The organism is Candidatus Thioglobus autotrophicus (assembly GCF_001293165.1).
GTDB lineage: Bacteria > Pseudomonadota > Gammaproteobacteria > PS1 > Pseudothioglobaceae > Thioglobus_A > Thioglobus_A autotrophicus.
In genome coordinates, this window is sequence record NZ_CP010552.1 from 739,849 (window position 1) to 757,910 (window position 18,062).

Consider the following 18,062-nt stretch of genomic DNA (forward strand, 5'->3'; position numbering starts at 1 on the left):
GATTACAAGCCTTTCTCAATAGCACGAATGGTAAACATATCGTCGTCAATAGCTGTATTCACGGTGACGGCTGAATTTGTCAAAATAGTTTTGTGCAGGGTTTGTGAGCCTTGCTTAGTGGTCATAGTGGTTTGCATGGCCACCCAAATACCGTCAATCTCTTCCATTTTGCGCACGTCCATATATTTAATACGGCTGGCTTTTTTCAGATAAAACTTAGCACGGGTTAGTACGTAATTATCCTTGCGCACATACAAAACACTCTTGGTATAACCTGTTTCATCAATCACGTCTTGATTAACAGGCAAGGCTTCAATCTTCCAAACTTGCTCCTCACCCTGAGTACGCTTAATGGTGCTTTCTCCTAACAACTTGTAGCTGTAATCATCCAACTCTTTATCGGTCATGTCTGAATATGAGAAGTCACTGCCCATAAAAGCAGCGTCTTTATCACTAGCTGGAATACGCTTGGTTTTTTTCAAGGCTGGCAAATACATCCACTGATCGTCGTCTTTGTCATCGCCACTATAGTCGTAGGTTAAAAATGAAGTGTTTTTAACGTCGCTAGGTGATAAAAAGAAAATGGTTTTATGCTCGGTATTAGCGTCAACATCTTTTGAAAACGTACGCATTTGACGAATACGCTGCTTATTGTTTTTATCAATCAGCGTCATTTGCATGGTGGACACCATGCTCGCACCATCATCTCTAGCATCTGCTTTGTCCATAATACTGCGAGCCTGATCTGCGGCAAACGCACTAGATACACCTAGTAGGGCGCTGAACGTTACTAATAGTAATTTTTTCATTACAAATCTCCTTTGTTGTGAATCATCAGCTTCATGATAGCGGGCACCAAGAAGAAGTCAGCCAGTAACGCGATAAAGATTGCGCTGGCAGTCAATATACCAAAATTAAACATTGAACTCATTGAAGCAAACAACAACACTAAGAATCCAACTGAAAGCACAATTGATGTCACTGTAATTGCCCTACCAGTACCCATAAGTGTCAGTCTTACTGCTTTATCAACATCATTATGCTCAAGCTCATAGCGTCTAAAGTTATGCATAAAATGCACCGTATCATCGACTGCTAGGCCTAAGGCAATAGCACCAATCAACATGGTAAACATATCTAGTGGCATGTCGAAAACCACCATAATGGTTGATAAGAACAGGATTGGTAAAATATTTGGAATCATACTAATCAGACCAATTTTGATATTACCAATGAGCAGTACCATCATGATAGTGACTAGGCCAAAAGCAATCACATAGCTAACTGCACTCGAATGAATAGATTTCTCCATAATCACTGACAATAAGGTGGTGATACCAGTGAGCTGTACTGTCGCCACACCCTTGAACTCTTGATCAAGTTGCTGTTGAACTTGCATAATAAAGCCGTTATATTCAAGCGCGTCGATATACGGCGCCTTAACTGTAATGCGTGCCTTTGAAAAACTGGCATCAACAAAATCTTCCAAATCATCACTGCCACTATTTTCAAATAAAAACAGCTCTTGGGCAATCAAATCTTTATCTTGAGGGATGCTGTAGAATTCTGCTTGGTTTTCGTTAAGCGCTCGATTAGTCTCTTTAAGCACGTCAACTAAGCTCAAGGTCTTGCCGACAAAATAAGTACCGGTTTGAATGCTGTTCAAATAATCTGTAGCATTTTGGATTTTATTGAGCATAGCTGGATCATATAGGCCGTTTTCTTTGCCTGTATCAATCACAATCTCTAGTGTGATCGAACCCTTGAGCTTATCATCCACTACCTCGGTTGCCACTCTTGAGGCGTGATCTTCTGGAAACCAAACCAGTGGGTAATGCGAAAATCTAAGCTGTGAGGCAAAGACGATTGCCACCACAATCATCAACCCACTAATGGCAATAATAGCTTTTGGATAACCCGTTGAAATACGACTAATACTCAACAACATTTTGTCCATCTGCGTATGCTCCTGTGCATCTTCCTTGGCGGTATGCGGCTTAATGCTCATACTAGCAATGAGTGCTGGCAACAACACCAAATTAAACAACAGGCCAATCAACACACCGCTACTGGCAAAAACACCCAGATCTGCCACGGGGGATAGCTCTGAAAATGAGAAAGACCACAAACCTGCCGCTGTAGTGAGTGATGTCATCACAATCGCTAATCCAGAGTGGCCCATGGCGTAACGCAAAGAAGCCTTTCTATCTTGAGTTTTGGAAAGATCTTTATAAAAAATAGCCAACAAATGAATGGCGCCGCCGGTAATAACGGCCAATAAAAAGGAGGGCATTATTTGGGTCACAATGGTAAATGGCGTGGATGTTATGGCCATCATTGACAAAGTAACCGAAATGGTAAAGGCAACAGAGATCAACGGCAACAATACACCTGAAACTCGTTTAAACAACAAGGCTAAAACAATCACAATCATTACAATCATTTTTGTAATAAAGCTCTTGGTATCAGCCATCATACTTTGCTTAAGCGTGCCTGCAATCACGGCAGAACCAGTTAGATAAATCTCAAAATTATCAGCTTCAAACTCTTTAACAATCGCCTGAGTTTTTTGAACAATAACTGTATTTTCAGCGTCTGACAAATAGAGCTTTGCTGCGGGCGCAATATTAATCGGCTCATCTGCAAACTCGTCTTCTTCCTGCTCAACTATTAGCTTACCCTCTGCATCAAAAGAAGAGTAGGTCTGAGTATCAATCACAATGGTGGTAAAGGTCTGATCTTCACTAAATAATAAGTTTTCTAGCAAAGGATTGTTGAGCGCTCTTTGTTTTTGCGGCTCAATCTGTTGTTGCGAGTCTGGCAAGACTTCGAATAAATCCTCAACAATCAGGCTTTCTTCGTCACCATAAGTGTTTCTCGCATTAATTAGGGAGTTTACATCGGTAATATAAGGCAGTTCTGCCTCAAGGTTTTTGTGCAGTTTTTCTAGCTTTTTGAGGAAATTCAGATCAAAAACATTCTCTGTTTTGATGGCAACCAGGAGTTTTTCGTCCCGACCAAACTGATCTCTAAACTCATCATAGGCCACGCGCATAGAATCGGTTTTATGCAAAAACCCTTCTGTAGAGGTGTCCATGGTTAAATTTGGCAACTGTGTGCCAAAAGCCGCCACTAATAATAAAATAGCTAGAATGGTTTTTTTACTATGGGTAAAAATTAAATCTGAAAAACTTTCAAATTTTCTTTCGGTTCGATGACGCCAGTTCATAACAGCTATCTCCAATTCACAAAAATGTAGCAATTGTAATCCAAATTAACCTGAGGTTTTTACTTAGATTACAAAATATAGGGGCCACTTAGGGTAGCGAATCCCGCACTTATTAGGTGCTACAGATCAAAAAAAGAGGGAGAATTAAGAACTGCAGTTCTCTTTGATTTGGTTCTTAAACTGACCACAATCTTCTTTGTAGAATATTTCTCTTGAAGGTCCCTTGGAACTCTTCTTGAGTAATAATAAGTGCTACCTCTTATGTGGAGATAGGATGTATTTGTGTGCAACACTTTGGCATACCCCTCTAATGTAATCAAACGGTTAAACGTTGATACACTGCGGGTTTCCGAGGTGTTACACAGGAAATATGGTGCCGATGGCCAGAGTCGAACTGGCACGAGCGTAGCTCACTACCCCCTCAAGGTAGCGCGTCTACCAATTCCGCCACATCGGCAAAAAAATTATAGCGATCTAATAATCAGGAACGTCGCTTGAATCAGATGACGCTGGTGCAATCATTGGCACATCTGAAGGTGTCATTGAAACTGCTTGCTCCATAATACTGCTTGGCTCGCCACTAGCGCCAGTTTCATTAGTTGCCAAATAAGCCAGTGTCAAGCTGGTGGCAAAAAAACCAAAAGCAACACTAGCAGTGAGCTTATACATAAATGAATTAGCACCTCGAGCACCAAAAACTGAGCCAGATGCACCCGCACCAAAAGCAGCGCCTGCGTCTGCACCTTTACCATGTTGCATTAAGACAAGTGCGATTAAACCTAATGCCAATAGCACATGAATAATTAAAATGATTTGAAATGACATAATTAACCCGCTTTACAAATTTGTAAGAAATCTTCTGCTTTTAATGAGGCGCCGCCAATAAGACCACCATCAATATCTTCACAACCAATTAGCTCCGCCGCATTACCAGGATTCATACTACCACCATATAGGATAGGTGTAGTCTGAGCAACGCTTGCGTCGTTCTGTGTTAGCATTGAACGAATAAAGGCGTGCGCATCTTGAGCTTGTTGTGGGCTTGCTGTAACACCTGTGCCAATGGCCCAGACAGGCTCATAAGCAATAATAATATTTTTAAAAGCACCAATGCCAACACGATCAATCACCGCCTGAATTTGACGAGAGACAACCGCTTCCATACTGCCAGCTTCTCTCTGCTCAAGTGTTTCACCAATACAGAAAAGCGGCGTTAGGCCATTGTCAAGTGCAACTTGTACTTTGCTGGCGACAATTTCATCAGTTTCGCCATATAGACTTCTACGCTCAGAGTGACCAACAATCACATATTGCGCGCCAAAATCTTTAATCATGTCTGCACTCACCTCACCCGTAAAAGCGCCTGATGCATTTTCATTTAAGTCCTGTGCACCTAGATGTAGTTGAGAATGAGTAATTAATGCCTCAACCTGTGACATATACGGAGAAGGTGCGCAAACAATAACGTTTGAATCAACATCCGCCATGCCAGAAAGAATGCCCATAATTAGTGTATTAACCGTTTCTTTTGAGGCATTCATCTTCCAATTGCCCGCAACAATAACTTGACGCATAATAACTCTCTAAATCAAAAGGATTGAATGTTACGCTATTTAGCGATAAAAATCAATGACCAAAAGCTTTAGTGTGATGACTTAGAGCCAAAATAGAGCGCCAGTGACACCATTAAAATACCAAGTGCGAAATACACCAAATCTAGTGCGCCAACAAAAGTCATGGATAGTGACACTTCAAAAAAAGTCACCACCAAAATCATCAGGATCACCTTAGCAAGCTTAGACTTTAAGTCATCCAACGAATTAATCACCAACACCTTTGATGATCGGCCGCTTTCTTTAGCTTCATCAATATCACTGATAAACAATTCATACAGGCCTAATGCAAAAATCAACAAAATTGTTGCCAACAAAAATCCGTCAATGGAGCCTACTGTATGTGCCACCATTTCAATTTTTAAAGCTTTTTTTACCTCAACTGTTGCCCCAACATAATCACTCGCATGAGCGATCAAATTAGTCACGTCAATTGCGGTAATAACAAACAACATTAAAGAAAGTAAAAGTGAGGAAACCACGGCTGCTAAAACCATTAATCTAGAGCTCCACAGCAACTTTTCAAAATACTTTTCTAAACCACTCATCCACTTCTCTCTCAAAACAATATAATGCTTAAGTATATCATTACTTAATTTTAAATTTTACTTATGTCAAAAACTTGGGCGCAATGTTTAAGCACACTAAAAGACACGGTGTCTTTGTCTGAATATAGTGTTTGGATACACCCATTAAAAGTGCTGGAGGACCAACATACCTTGTCTTTATTAGCGCCCAACACCCAAGTTAAAAATTATATTAGTAAAAACTTAAAAACCCAAATTAAAAATGCTGTTGCTCAACACAATAAGAATCTAAAAATTTTTATTGGGGTAGCACCCAGTGCAAACCCTGAAAAAGCAAACTATAAAAAACACTCAACACCCTTGTTTGAAGACTACACTTTTGACAACTTAGTACTAGGAAGTGCCAATCAAATGGCTTACGGGGCTACTAAACAAATTGCAGAAAACATAAAAGGCTCCCCCTACAACCCTTTTATTATTTATGGTGGATCCGGGCTAGGAAAAACACACCTTATGCAGGCTGCTGGTCACTTGGCCAGATTTCAAAATCCAGATATGAAGGTTTTGTACGTACCGCTCATGGATTTTGTCAGAAATATCACCTCAAGCTTAAGACACAACACCATTGAAGATATCAAGGCTTTTTACCAATCTGCTGACTTATTACTGGTTGACGATATTCACCTAATTGCTGGTAAAGAAAAATCACAAGAAGAATTTTTCCATATTTTTAATTTTTTATTCAATGGAAAAAAACAAATTATTTTCACCTGTGACCAACCACCTAAAAATATAAAATCTTTAGAAGAGCGCCTAAAAACAAGATTTTCACAAGGGTTAAACCTACACTTAACGCCGCCTGAATTGGAAATGCGTGCAGCTATTTTATTAAAAAAATCACAAGATAAAAAGATTAATATCAATCTAACTGAAGACTTAGCCCTCTACATTGCTGGACATATAACTTCTAATGTTAGAGACTTAGAAGGAGCCTTATTAAAACTAAAGGCTTTTGTCGATTTCTCCAAAATCACGCAAGCTTTTATCTCAAAAGAAATAGTAGATGCCGCTTTAGGCGACCTCATCAAACCTGCTATTAAAAATATAGAAGTGAATGATGTACAAAAAGAAGTTGCCAAACATTACGCATTAACCATATCTGACTTAAGTTCAAAATCACGAAAACAACACGTTGTACTAGCTAGACAAATGGCGATTTATATTTGCCACGAACTCAGTGCTTTATCCCTTAATAAGATTGGAAAGCAATTTGGAAATAGAGATCATTCAACAGTTATACACGCCATCAAAAAAATTCAAGAAAAGTTAGAAAACAGCGATATAAAAAACGATTACGACCTAATAAAACTTAAATTAGCCAACTTATAAACATTTCCACAAGTACACTTAACGACACATAAGTGGATAACTCTAACAACTTTAATGAAAACTAAATTTTATAACCATATACACATTTTTTTACATAAAATACTAACAAGATATCAACTACTTAAATGATTAATTTTTAAAGAAAAATGTCACTTATTAACCAAAAACAACCCCTCTAATAATAACAATAACTTTTAATTAAAAGGATTTTCAGAATGAATACTCAACTAACCGTTAAAGAACTACTCGAGCCGTTGCAAACAGTTATTGGTGTTGTTGAAAAAAAACAAACACTACCTATTCTTTCACATGTACTTATCCAATTAAAAGATAACCTATTAACACTAACAACAACTGATATGGAAATTGAGATTCGTGCATCTCACCCCATACAAACTCAAGAGGAAATTGCTTTTACTATTTATGCAAAAGATTTAATTGATATTATTAGAAAACTTCCTGAAAAAACGATAATTGAATTTATTATTGAAGAATCAAAAATATACATAAAAACCAATAAAAACTCTTTTGAATTAAACACTTTTAATCACCAAGATTTTCCTTTTTTACCAAAAATTGAAAATACCGATATTATTAAAGTTAATCGTCAACAACTTAAAGAGCTTATTGAAAACACAAGTTTTTCAATGGGAAATCAAGATATTAGAGCTTATTTAAATGGATTATATTTTGAAGTAGATCAAAACAAAGTAACCGTTGTTGCAACAGATGGCCATAGACTATCTATTGGTGAAATACAACAATTAAACAGTTTAAGTGATAAAAAAACAGTTATTTTGCCAAGAAAAGCTGTTTTAGAATTAACCAAAATATTAAACAAAAGCGAACACAATGAGGTTGATATCCATTTATCAAACAACTACTTTTATTTGGTAAGCGATGATACAACAATTATTAGTCGATTAATTGACGGTAATTTCCCAAATTATTCACAAGTGCTACCAACTGATTTTGAAAATACAATTGTTATTGATCGTTTAGAGTTTTTAAACTCACTTCAACAGGCTTCAATTTTTGTTGAAGAGCGTACAAAAGGTGTTAAGTTAGTGTTTAAAAATTCACAATTAAATATTTTTTCTCATTCTGAAAGAGGACAAGCTAAAACTCAGATTAGTACCAAAAACTTTGATAAAGAAATTGAAATTGCTTTCAATATTCATTATTTAATCTCTATTTTAGAAAAATTACAAACAAATGAAATAAACATGGTTGTGCCGGGTGGTGAAAATCAATCTTGTATGTTGAGTAGTCCAGACGATGAAACTTACCAATATGTCGTTATGCCAATGCGCATTTAATTATAGTTATTCTTTACAGTGGCAATTATTCGTAAACTGGCTATTACCCAGTTTCGTAATCTTAATCAACAATATCTCCAACCAGGAAATCGATTAAATCTGTTTATTGCTGATAACGCCCAGGGTAAAACAAATCTGATTGAGGCAATTTATTACTTAGGCCATAATAGATCTTTTAAAACAAAATCCATTAAAGAATTAATCCAGCTTGAACAGCAAAAATTTCAACTTGACGCCCAAGTTGATAATTATCGTATTAAATTAGAAAAATCTAAACAAAAAACAACGATTGATATTGATCAGTTACGGTTAAAAAATAGTAGTAATTTATCTAAAATTTTACCCATTCAGATTATCACACCCGATAAAGGTTTTGTTGTTAATGGTACGCCAAAAAACAAACGTTCCTATTTAGATTGGGGTGTGTTTCACGTGGAACCAAGTTTTTTAGATGATTTTAAAAAATACAACAAAACCTTAAAAAACATTAATACTTTATTATCTCAACAAAAAACACAAGCGTTAGATAATTGGTTTTTAGAAATTTCAAACCTATCTGTTAATATTAATCAGCTACGATATGATTACATTCAACAATTAAAAAATACAAATTCAAATGAATTAGTTAAGGAATTATCAAGCTTATTTCATTCAATAGATTCTTTTGATTATGAGTTTAAATCTGGATGGCCAAAAGAGGTTGATGCTTTTGATCGTGATAGTATCTACCAATATTTGTTAAAAAATAAAGCCTACTTACTAAAATCTAAGCACTTAAACTATGGCCCTCATAAAGCTAGCCTTAAGTTTTTTTTAAATAAAAAAGAAGAATGTTTTTTATCAAGAGGGGAGCAAAAAACCTTATCAATTGTTTTTTGGTTAACACAGGTTTCGTTATTAGTAAAAAATAATATTCACCCTATTGTTCTAATAGATGACATCTCTTCAGAATTAGATACAACGAAAATTAAAACGATTTTGCATTATTTAAATCATTTAAAAATTCAAACCTTTATGACAGATATTGGTAAGGATTTATCGTTTATTGAAAATGAAAATCCTATTTTATTTACAATTAAAAAAGGAATAATAAAACCTCAATAAATATTGTTATTTTTACTTTATTTATAGCTGTAAACCCTTTCGTAATAACAAATTATATAAACAACTCAATGGCTAAAAAAAAATGTATGGTTGCCTGCATTTCCATTGCCCATGGTATAATAATTTTATTTTTTTCAAGCACTTATGTCTGAAGATCAATCGCAAGAATATCAAGCCTCTAATATTAAAGTTTTAAAAGGTTTAGACGCTGTTAGAAAACGACCGGGTATGTACATTGGTGATACTGATGATGGCACAGGCCTACATCACATGGTATTCGAAGTGGTTGACAATGCAATCGATGAAGCTTTAGCGGGGCACTGTTCTAAAATTAAGATTATGATCCATGAAGATCAATCTGTTTCTGTTTCAGATGATGGTCGTGGTGTTCCAGTTGACATTCATCCTGAAGAAGGTGTATCTGCTGCTGAAGTAATTATGACTGTACTTCATGCAGGTGGTAAGTTTGATGACAACTCTTATAAAGTTTCAGGTGGCCTACATGGTGTTGGTGTTTCTGTTGTTAATGCCTTAAGTGAATGGGTTAAGTTAACAGTGTATCGTCATGGTGAAATTCATGAGCAAAGTTATACATTAGGTGTGCCTGATGAGCCAATGAAAGTAACCGGTAAAACTGATAAAACCGGTACTACTATTCACTTTAAACCTTCTAAAGATGTTTTTGCAATTACCGAATTTAAATACGAAACATTAGCAAATCGTGTTCGTGAATTATCTTTTTTAAATTCTGGTGTTTATATTGAAATTGAAGAGCCAGCAACTGACAACAAAGATATTTTTCAATTTGAAGGCGGAATTAAGGCTTTTGTTGAACATTTAAATAAAGCCAAAACTCCTATTCATACAGATATTATTTCAATTTCTGCAGAGCGTGACGATATTACTATTGATGTTGCCTTGCAGTGGTCAGATGCTTATCAAGAAAGTATTTATTGTTTTACTAATAATATCCCTCAGCGTGATGGTGGATCACATTTGGCTGGCTTTAGAGGTGCGCTAACTAGAACACTCAATAATTATATTGATAACTCTGGCATGGCCAAAAAAGAAAAAATTTCAATTACAGGTGAAGATACTCGTGAAGGTTTAACTGCGATTGTTTCTGTTAAGGTTCCAGACCCAAAATTTTCTTCCCAAACAAAAGACAAATTAGTTTCATCAGAAGTTAGAGCGCCGGTTGAGTCAGCACTTAATGAAAAACTAGGAGATTATCTTTTAGAAAACCCAAACGAAGCTAAAATTATTGTTGGAAAAATTTTAGACGCTTCGAGAGCTCGTAATGCAGCGCGAAAAGCCAGAGAAATGACCCGACGTAAAGGTGTACTAGATATCGCCGGTTTACCGGGAAAATTGAGCGATTGCCAAACAAAAGATCCTGCTGAGAGTGAAATCTTCCTGGTAGAGGGTGATTCTGCAGGTGGATCTGCGAAACAAGGTCGTGATCGACGCACCCAAGCTATCTTGCCTTTAAAGGGTAAAATTTTAAATGTTGAAAAAGCACGCTTTGAAAAAATGCTGTCTTCAGCAGAAGTTGGTACATTAATTACCGCACTGGGTTGTGGTATTGGTAAAGAAGAATATGATATCGAAAAACTTCGTTATCATAAAATTGTGATTATGACGGATGCGGATGTTGATGGCGCACACATCCGTACATTACTACTAACTTTCTTTTATCGTTATTTACCTGAGTTAATTGAAAAGGGTTATTTATACATTGCTCAACCCCCTCTTTATAAAATTAAAAAAGGCAAGCAAGAGCGCTATTTGAAAGATGATCAAGAGTTAAACGATTATTTATTGCAAGAAGCAGTTAATGAGGCTAATTTATTCTTTAGTGCTGATGCGCCAGCAATATCAGGCGTTGCGCTTGAGAAAGCAGTCAAAGATTATTATAAAATAATTACCATTATTGGAAAATTATCTAAACACTACCATTCTGATTTATTAAAAGCTATTGCAAATTCTGCAGCAGTTGATGATTTATCGAATAAAAAATCAATGGAAGATTGGTGTCAATTAATCACCACTAAACTAAACCAAGATTTAACACCTGCGCAAAAGCATAGCGTTGTATATGAACAAGGTGATGTTAAACATGCGCTATGTGTTTATGGTGTTGATACTGATCAAACTACCCTTGGTCAAGCGTTTTTTGATTCAATGGATTATCAGACCATTAAGGAATTTTCTAGTGAAATAGAAAGTGCTATTGATGAGCAATCATATGTAGAAAAGAAATCTAAACAAACCCAAGTAAACAATTTTGGTGAAGTAGTTGATTTTCTCATTGAAGATGCTAAAAAAGGGCAAAGCTTCCAACGCTATAAAGGTTTGGGAGAGATGAATCCAGAACAGCTTTGGGAGACTACAATGGACCCAGAGCAAAGAACCCTACTCAAAGTTAAAATTGAAGATGCAATTGTTGCTGATGAGGTGTTCTCCACCTTGATGGGTGACGAGGTTGAGCCTCGTAGAAACTTTATTGAAGACAACGCCCTATCAGTCGATAATTTAGATTTTTAAAAATAAACAAAAATCAGTTAACTTTATCAAAAAAACTCCTTTATACCCCCTAAGAGATAGGATTGGTATCACTATAAAATAGCGGCACTTATTTGTAATTAAGTATAATTTATTTTAATTTATATCTTAGAAAACTTAGGAAAATAATATGTCTAAAAAACATCCAGTTGTTGTTGTAACCGGGTCATCTGGTGCTGGAACAACATTCGTAAAACGTGCATTCGAGCACATATTTTCACGTGAAAAAATAAACTCATTGATTGTTGAGGGCGATAGTTTTCATATGTACGATCGTGCCGCTATGAAAGAAAATGTGAAAAAACAAGAAGCACTCGGCAATAATTTCTTTTCTCATTTTGGTCCAGATGCTAATTTATTTGACAAAATTGAAGAAACATTTAAGGATTATGGTCAGACTGGCCAGTGTGATCGTCGTTATTATTTGCATTCTGATGAAGAGGCCGAAGAGCATAATGCACGCTTAAACACTAGCTTAACACCAGGTCAATTTACACCTTGGGAAAAAGTTGGCACTGATACAGACGTGTTGTTTTATGAAGGTTTGCATGGTGCTGTTGTTACAGACGATGTTGATATGGCCCAATATGCTGATCTTAAGATTGGCGTAGTACCTAGTGTAAATCTTGAGTGGATTCAAAAGATTCATCGTGATAATGCTGAAAGAGGCTATTCAGCAGAAGAAACGGTAGATACTATTTTGCGTAGAATGCCTGATTATATTAACTATATTACACCGCAATTTTCACAAACAGATATCAACTTTCAACGTGTTGCAACTGTTGATACTTCAAATCCTTTTATTGCTCGTGACATTCCAACACCTGACGAAAGTTTTGTGGTGATTCGTTTTAAAGACCTGGAAAAAACACCAGTTGACTTTACTTACCTGACTAGTATGATTAACGGCTCGTTCATGTCTAGACGTAATACAATAGTTGTTCCAGGCGGCAAGATGAGCTTAGCAATGGATATTATTTTATATCCAATTATTAAGAAAATGATTGAAGATAAGTAGGCTACGCTTCGCTTAAATAAAAACCCTAATTACTTTAGAGTAATTAGGGTTTTTTAATGTCAAAAAATCAACAACAATATACAGACACTACAAGCCTCACTAATCTTCTGTATTGTAGTTTTAGCTATTTGACAACGATGTTGACCAGCTTGTTTGGAACCACAATCACTTTAACAATAGTTTTATCTGTTGTGAATTTTATAACATTCTCATCAGCTAAAGCTTGAGCTTCAACAGTGGCTTTATCTGTACTTGCAGAAAGCATGAGTTTGGCACGTAACTTGCCGTTAACCTGAACAATTATTTGAACCTCATCTTGTACAAGTGCTGACTTATCGATAGTTGGCCATGGCTCGTTAATAATAGCCTCTGTATTGCCCAATTCATTCCAAAGATAATGACAGATGTGAGGAGCAATTGGACTAAGGGTTTTGAGTAAAATATTAACAGACTCTTGACGAACAGCCATAGAGCTTTCATCAATGTTGTTAAATTTAGATAACGTATTGCTAAGCTCCATTAACGCAGCGATAACCGTATTAAACAAATGTCTGCGATCCATGTCATCAGTGATTTTACTAAGTGTCTGGTGAGTTTTATGGCGCAAGTCTTTTTGATCTTTATTAAGATTATCCAAAGAACCAATACTGTTGTTTTTACTATCCTCGATAAAACCATTAACCAGTCGATAAACTTTATTAACAAATCGATGTGCGCCTTCAAGGCCTGAATCACTCCATTCAAGATCTTGTGTGGGTGGCGCTGCAAATAAAATAAATAGGCGCACTGTGTCTGCCCCATATTTTTCAATCATCTCCGCAGGATCAACTGTATTGCCTTTAGATTTACTCATTTTGGCACCATCTTTAAGCACCATGCCTTGAGTCAATAAGTTTTTAAAAGGCTCATCATGGGTGATTAAACCTTCGTCACGCAATAATTTGTTAAAAAATCTTGCATATAAAAGATGCAGAATGGCGTGTTCAATACCACCAATATATTGGTCGACTTCCAGCCAATAGTCAGCACGCGCATCAAGCATTGCGTTATCATTATCAGCACACGCATATCTTGCAAAATACCATGAAGACTCAAAAAATGTATCAAATGTATCGGTTTCACGCACTGCTTCCCCGCCACATTTGGGACAGCTTGTTTCGTAAAATTCAGGCATCTTTTTAATGGGTGAGCCGACACCATCAAATGCAACTTCCTCTGGCAGGATAATTGGTAAATTTTCTTCTGCTACTGCAACTGAGCCACAGCTGGAACAATTGACAATAGGAATGGGACAGCCCCAATAGCGCTGACGAGATACGCCCCAATCGCGCAAGCGATAGTTGGTTTGCTTTTCACCTAGGCTTGATCCCTGTAGTTTTGTTGCAATTGCTTCAAATGCCTGGTCAAAATTAAGACCGTTAAATTCAGCAGAATTACATAAAACCCCTTTATCGGTAAAAGCACTTTGATCGATATCATGCTCGCCCTTGATAGGCTTTATAACCTCTAGCATTGGGATAGAATATTTTAGCGCAAATTCATAATCACGCTGATCATGAGCAGGAACACTCATGACAGCGCCCGTACCGTAACCCATTAATACAAAATTTGCAATCCAAATTGGCACTTCTTTATTTGTTAATGGGTGGGTGCAGGTTAATCCAGAATTAACTCCCATTTTTTCCATCGTTTCCATGGCAGCTTCAGAGGTTTCCATGGTGCGACATTGTTCAATAAATTCTTGCACTTTTGGGTTGTCTTTACCCGCTTCGAGTGCCAAAGGATGCTCGCTGGCAATGGCTAAATAGGTAACACCCATGAGTGTATCAGGGCGTGTTGTATAAACTTTTAGCGCATCAGCGTTTGAGCGATTAAAGCTAATTTCCAAACCTGTTGATTTTCCAATCCAGTTTCTTTGCATGGTTTTAACTGCATCAGGCCAGCCATCGAGTGCATCTAGCGAATCAAGCAATTCATCGGCATAATCGGTAATACGCATAAACCATTGGGAAATTTCTTTTTTCTCAATCAGTGCATCAGAGCGCCAGCCACGACCATCAATCACTTGTTCGTTAGCTAGAACGGTTTGATCCACTGGATCCCAATTAACCACAGCATTTTTTTTATAAACCAGACCTTTTTCAAATAATTTGACAAATAGCCACTGTTCCCATTTATAGTATTTTGGATGGCAGGTTGCTATTTCACGTGACCAATCGTAGCCAAAGCCCAATTGTGATAATTGCGTGCGCATGTAGTCAATATTTTCATAGGTCCATTTTGCTGGTGCTACTTTGTTTTTTAAGGCAGCATTTTCAGCAGGTAGGCCAAACGCGTCCCAGCCAATCGGCTGCATAACATTTTTACCCTGCATTTTTTGAAAGCGAGAAATGACATCGCCAATTGAATAATTTCGCACATGGCCCATATGCAGACGTCCAGATGGGTATGGAAACATACTTAAGCAGTAGTATTTCTCCTTGGAAGGGTCTTCAACTACCTCAAAAGATTTATTATCTGTCCAGTATTTTTGGGCTTGAATTTCAATTTCTTGAGCGTTGTATTCTGAGTTCATGGGTTTTATTTGTTTGAGTCGGTATCACAGGGTGAGACGGCAGAATTAAGCTGTAGTGTTCCAACTAGATCACTAACACTATCTAAATTATGCTCGATTAAGTATTGACTAATACCGGCATTAATTTTTGGACAAACCAGTGGATCGTAAAATAGAGCTGTGCCAATGCCAACAGTCGAAGCACCTGCAATAATAAATTCGATGGCGTCATTAGCCGTCATAATGCCACCCTGACCAATAATAGGGATGTTGTATTGCTGACTCACTTGATACACTTGATGCACTTTTAAGAGGGCAACCGGTTTGATGGCTGGACCCGATAAACCCCCTTGATTATTGCCAATAATTGGACGTCTGGTTTGAGTATTAATCGACATACCCATGAGCGTGTTGATCACCGCTAGTCCATCAGTGCCCGCATCAATACAGCGCTGAGCGCTGAGTGCAATATTGGTTTGATTGGGAGATAGTTTGGTAACAAGAGGTTTTGTGGTATTTTTACGGCAAATGTCAACCACTCGATAAGACATCTCTGGGTCATTACCAAATGCCACCCCGCCTTCTTTGACATTCGGACAAGAGATATTAATCTCAATTGCATCAATATCAGAATCATCAAAACGCTTGGCAATTTCGCCATACTCTTCAACTGAGGAGCCTGAAATGTTAATAATGAAACGGGTTTCGGCTTTGTCTAGTGTTGGCATGATTTCATTAATCACAACATCAGCGCCTGGATTTTGTAATCCAATCGCGTTAATCATACCCTCAGGGGTTTCTGTAACACGACTAGGGATGTTGCCAAGACGAGGCTCTAGAGTTGTTCCTTTAAGGCAAATAGCGCCGACATCTGTATTAGAAAAGCCTTCGATCCTAGTGTATTCCTCACCGAAACCGACACAGCCAGATAGAAGAACAATTGGGGAGTCTAGATCTAGACCGCAGAACTGAGTTTTTAAGTTTTTATGCATACGCGGTATTATACATTTTTGCTGTTAAAATTAGTAATTATGAAAGGCTTGTTTATTAGTGGGAGTGGCACTGACGTTGGAAAAACGTTTATTGCTCAACACCTCATACATCTGTTAACTCAATCAAGATTGGTTTCTGTCAGAAAGCCTGTTGAAAGTGATTGCCGCAAGGTTGATGGAGGCTTGGTAACCAAGGACGCCCTCAAGCTATTAGCTGCGAGTAATGTTGCGGATGATATTGATACAGTGTGCCCTTATAAGTTTTTACAGTGTAGTAATGCTGAAAGCGCCAGTAAAGCAGAAAACGTTAAATTATCTCTTGAGCAATTAGTCGATGCTTGTGCGAGCGATACATTTGTTGTTGTTGAAGGTGCAGGCGGGCTGTTGTCGCCATTGGCAGAAGATACGCTTAATATTGATTTGGCTAAGTCGCTAGCACTGCCGCTGGTTATTGTGGTCAAGGATGGGTTGGGCGCTATTAACCAAGCCTTACTAACAATTAAGGTGGCGCGCCAATATCAACTTGAAATTAGCTGTGTTGTTTTAAATCAGTTTGAGCCCAACACGCTTAATAATGCCAGTGCTATTAAGCATTATGGGCAATGTAGGGTTGTTCTTTATAATCAGGCGTTGAGCGCTCAATTTAACCAGCAAATGAGTGAAATATTAGCATTAGATGGGCCTTTCTTAGTCTAGTAGTGTCAATCCAGGTTTGTGCTCAGATTCTACTGGCTGCTGCTGGGTTTCAAACATCATACCCTCGCCATTTTCTCCTGCATAGATACTCAGTACCGCATGGGTCGGTATATAAACATCAACAGATTGGCCTGAGAACCGAGCTTTAAAATTGATACTCTCATCAGCCAAGATAAGAGATTCAGTTGCAGAGCTGGCAATGTTAAGAACAATCTTATCTTGTTGAATAAACTGCTTAGGCACAACAACTGCTGGATGACTACAATCAACTAGAATATGTGCTGTTAGATCAGAGTCTTCCATCCATTGGTGGTAGGCTCTAATTAAGTAAGGCGTAACAGAAACCACAGCTAAATTTTTAGTTGTACTCTTTTTCGCAATCCGTTAAGCATGCTTTAAAAGAGTCTCTTGCAAAGAGTCTTTTGGCGTAGTCGGTAACTGCTTTTCCTGGCGCACCTAAATCGATATCTAATTTCTTTAAACGCCATAATAAAGTCGCTAAACAAGCGTCAACAATGGTCATTTCATCACTTTTAAAGAAAGGCTTGTAAGCAAATAAAGGCACTAATTCGATTAAATTGCTCTTTAAAATTTTGCGAGCTTCGTCAGCTTCTTTTTTGCTACCTGTTTCAATGGTATTGGCCAATTCAAACCAACAGCCTGCAGAACGGGTAAATCTAAAAATCATCAAACGTTTCTCAGATTTTTCGATTGGATCAACGGGTAATAATGGTGGGAACGGAAATCTTTCATCCAGGTATTCCATAATGACAGATAGATCATAAAGAACAATACCGCGATCAAATAAAGTTGGTAGTGATTGGCATGGATTTAATTCTAAAATCTCTTCTGGCATCTCATCAATCTTGAGATTAAATACATCTCTTTCAATGTTTTTTTCAGCCATAATAAAGCGTACTACATGTGATTCAATCTCTTGCGGAGAAGAGTACAGCGTTGTTGAAGACGGGTTAGGTTTTGTTAACATAAGTTTCTACCTTTTTAAAATCAAAAAAACAGCATCCCTTATTTTAAAGGACACTGTTGTGGGTTGTG

The 18,062-nt window shown here is 37.3% G+C and carries 16 protein-coding genes and 1 tRNA gene; 6 read left to right on the top strand and 11 right to left on the bottom strand.

All coding sequences use genetic code 11. From position 1 onward, the window contains the following. Window positions 1-2: 2 nt before the first annotated feature. The 7 genes from SP60_RS04000 to SP60_RS04025 form a co-directional block, all read right to left on the bottom strand. Window positions 3-809 carry an outer membrane lipoprotein-sorting protein gene (locus SP60_RS04000; protein WP_053951397.1) on the bottom strand — a complete coding sequence of 269 codons (807 nt, stop codon included), beginning with the start codon at window positions 807-809 and terminating at the stop codon, window positions 3-5. Next, window positions 809-3,229, bottom strand: coding sequence for an efflux RND transporter permease subunit (locus SP60_RS04005; RefSeq protein WP_053951398.1), 2,421 nt, complete (start codon window positions 3,227-3,229; stop codon window positions 809-811). Before SP60_RS04005 ends, SP60_RS04000 begins: the two co-directional genes overlap by 1 nt. A gap of 119 nt (window positions 3,230-3,348) precedes the next feature. Then, entirely contained in the window at window positions 3,349-3,630 is a 282-nt protein-coding gene (locus SP60_RS08515; protein WP_417903485.1) for a DUF6538 domain-containing protein, read from the bottom strand. Beyond that, window positions 3,601-3,686, bottom strand: a tRNA-Leu gene (locus tag SP60_RS04010). The genes SP60_RS08515 and SP60_RS04010 overlap by 30 nt, the downstream gene beginning before the upstream one ends. Before the next feature lie 17 nt (window positions 3,687-3,703). Further along, window positions 3,704-4,054, bottom strand: a complete 351-nt coding sequence (secG, locus tag SP60_RS04015) for a preprotein translocase subunit SecG (protein WP_053951399.1) — start codon at window positions 4,052-4,054, stop codon at window positions 3,704-3,706. A 2-nt stretch (window positions 4,055-4,056) separates the two neighbouring features. Next, entirely contained in the window at window positions 4,057-4,803 is a 747-nt protein-coding gene (tpiA, locus tag SP60_RS04020; protein ID WP_053951400.1) for a triose-phosphate isomerase, read from the bottom strand. A gap of 68 nt (window positions 4,804-4,871) precedes the next feature. Beyond that, window positions 4,872-5,390: a YqhA family protein gene (locus SP60_RS04025; protein ID WP_053951401.1), complete on the bottom strand. Its 519-nt coding sequence runs from the start codon at window positions 5,388-5,390 to the stop codon at window positions 4,872-4,874. 63 nt (window positions 5,391-5,453) lie between these two features. Here SP60_RS04025 and dnaA point away from each other — a divergent pair, with 63 nt between their 5' ends. The 5 genes from dnaA (at window position 5,454) to SP60_RS04050 (ending at window position 12,764) form a co-directional block, all read left to right on the top strand. After that, window positions 5,454-6,758, top strand: coding sequence for a chromosomal replication initiator protein DnaA (gene dnaA / locus SP60_RS04030; protein ID WP_053951402.1), 1,305 nt, complete (start codon window positions 5,454-5,456; stop codon window positions 6,756-6,758). 215 nt (window positions 6,759-6,973) lie between these two features. Further along, on the top strand, window positions 6,974-8,077 hold the full coding sequence (dnaN, locus tag SP60_RS04035; protein WP_053951403.1) for a DNA polymerase III subunit beta: 1,104 nt from the start codon (window positions 6,974-6,976) through the stop codon (window positions 8,075-8,077). An 18-nt stretch (window positions 8,078-8,095) separates the two neighbouring features. Next, window positions 8,096-9,181 (top strand): DNA replication/repair protein RecF, encoded by a 1,086-nt coding sequence (gene recF, locus SP60_RS04040; protein ID WP_053951404.1) that lies wholly within the window; start codon window positions 8,096-8,098, stop codon window positions 9,179-9,181. Between the two features lie 144 nt (window positions 9,182-9,325). Then, the gene (gyrB, locus tag SP60_RS04045; protein ID WP_053951405.1) at window positions 9,326-11,728 is read left to right on the top strand and encodes a DNA topoisomerase (ATP-hydrolyzing) subunit B; all 2,403 of its coding nucleotides are present in this window, start codon (window positions 9,326-9,328) and stop codon (window positions 11,726-11,728) included. Between the two features lie 148 nt (window positions 11,729-11,876). Continuing rightward, complete coding sequence (locus SP60_RS04050) at window positions 11,877-12,764, top strand: phosphoribulokinase (RefSeq protein WP_053951406.1); 888 nt, start codon at window positions 11,877-11,879, stop codon at window positions 12,762-12,764. Window positions 12,765-12,888: 124 nt separating this feature from the next. Here the strand turns inward: SP60_RS04050 and leuS are convergent, their stop codons facing one another. Both leuS and SP60_RS04060 read right to left on the bottom strand, forming a co-directional pair. Beyond that, window positions 12,889-15,339 (bottom strand): leucine--tRNA ligase, encoded by a 2,451-nt coding sequence (gene leuS, locus SP60_RS04055; protein WP_053951407.1) that lies wholly within the window; start codon window positions 15,337-15,339, stop codon window positions 12,889-12,891. A 5-nt stretch (window positions 15,340-15,344) separates the two neighbouring features. Next, entirely contained in the window at window positions 15,345-16,310 is a 966-nt protein-coding gene (locus tag SP60_RS04060) for a dihydroorotate dehydrogenase (RefSeq protein ID WP_053951408.1), read from the bottom strand. Between the two features lie 39 nt (window positions 16,311-16,349). Between SP60_RS04060 and bioD the strand changes: the two genes are divergently transcribed. Further along, window positions 16,350-17,006 (top strand): dethiobiotin synthase, encoded by a 657-nt coding sequence (bioD, locus tag SP60_RS04065; protein ID WP_053951409.1) that lies wholly within the window; start codon window positions 16,350-16,352, stop codon window positions 17,004-17,006. Here the strand turns inward: bioD and SP60_RS04070 are convergent. After that, window positions 16,998-17,354 carry a ClpXP protease specificity-enhancing factor gene (locus tag SP60_RS04070; RefSeq protein ID WP_144418586.1) on the bottom strand — a complete coding sequence of 119 codons (357 nt, stop codon included), beginning with the start codon at window positions 17,352-17,354 and terminating at the stop codon, window positions 16,998-17,000. The genes bioD and SP60_RS04070 overlap by 9 nt on opposite strands. A 10-nt stretch (window positions 17,355-17,364) precedes the next feature. Beyond that, window positions 17,365-17,994: a glutathione binding-like protein gene (locus SP60_RS04075; RefSeq protein WP_053951411.1), complete on the bottom strand. Its 630-nt coding sequence runs from the start codon at window positions 17,992-17,994 to the stop codon at window positions 17,365-17,367. Window positions 17,995-18,062 lie beyond the last annotated feature (68 nt).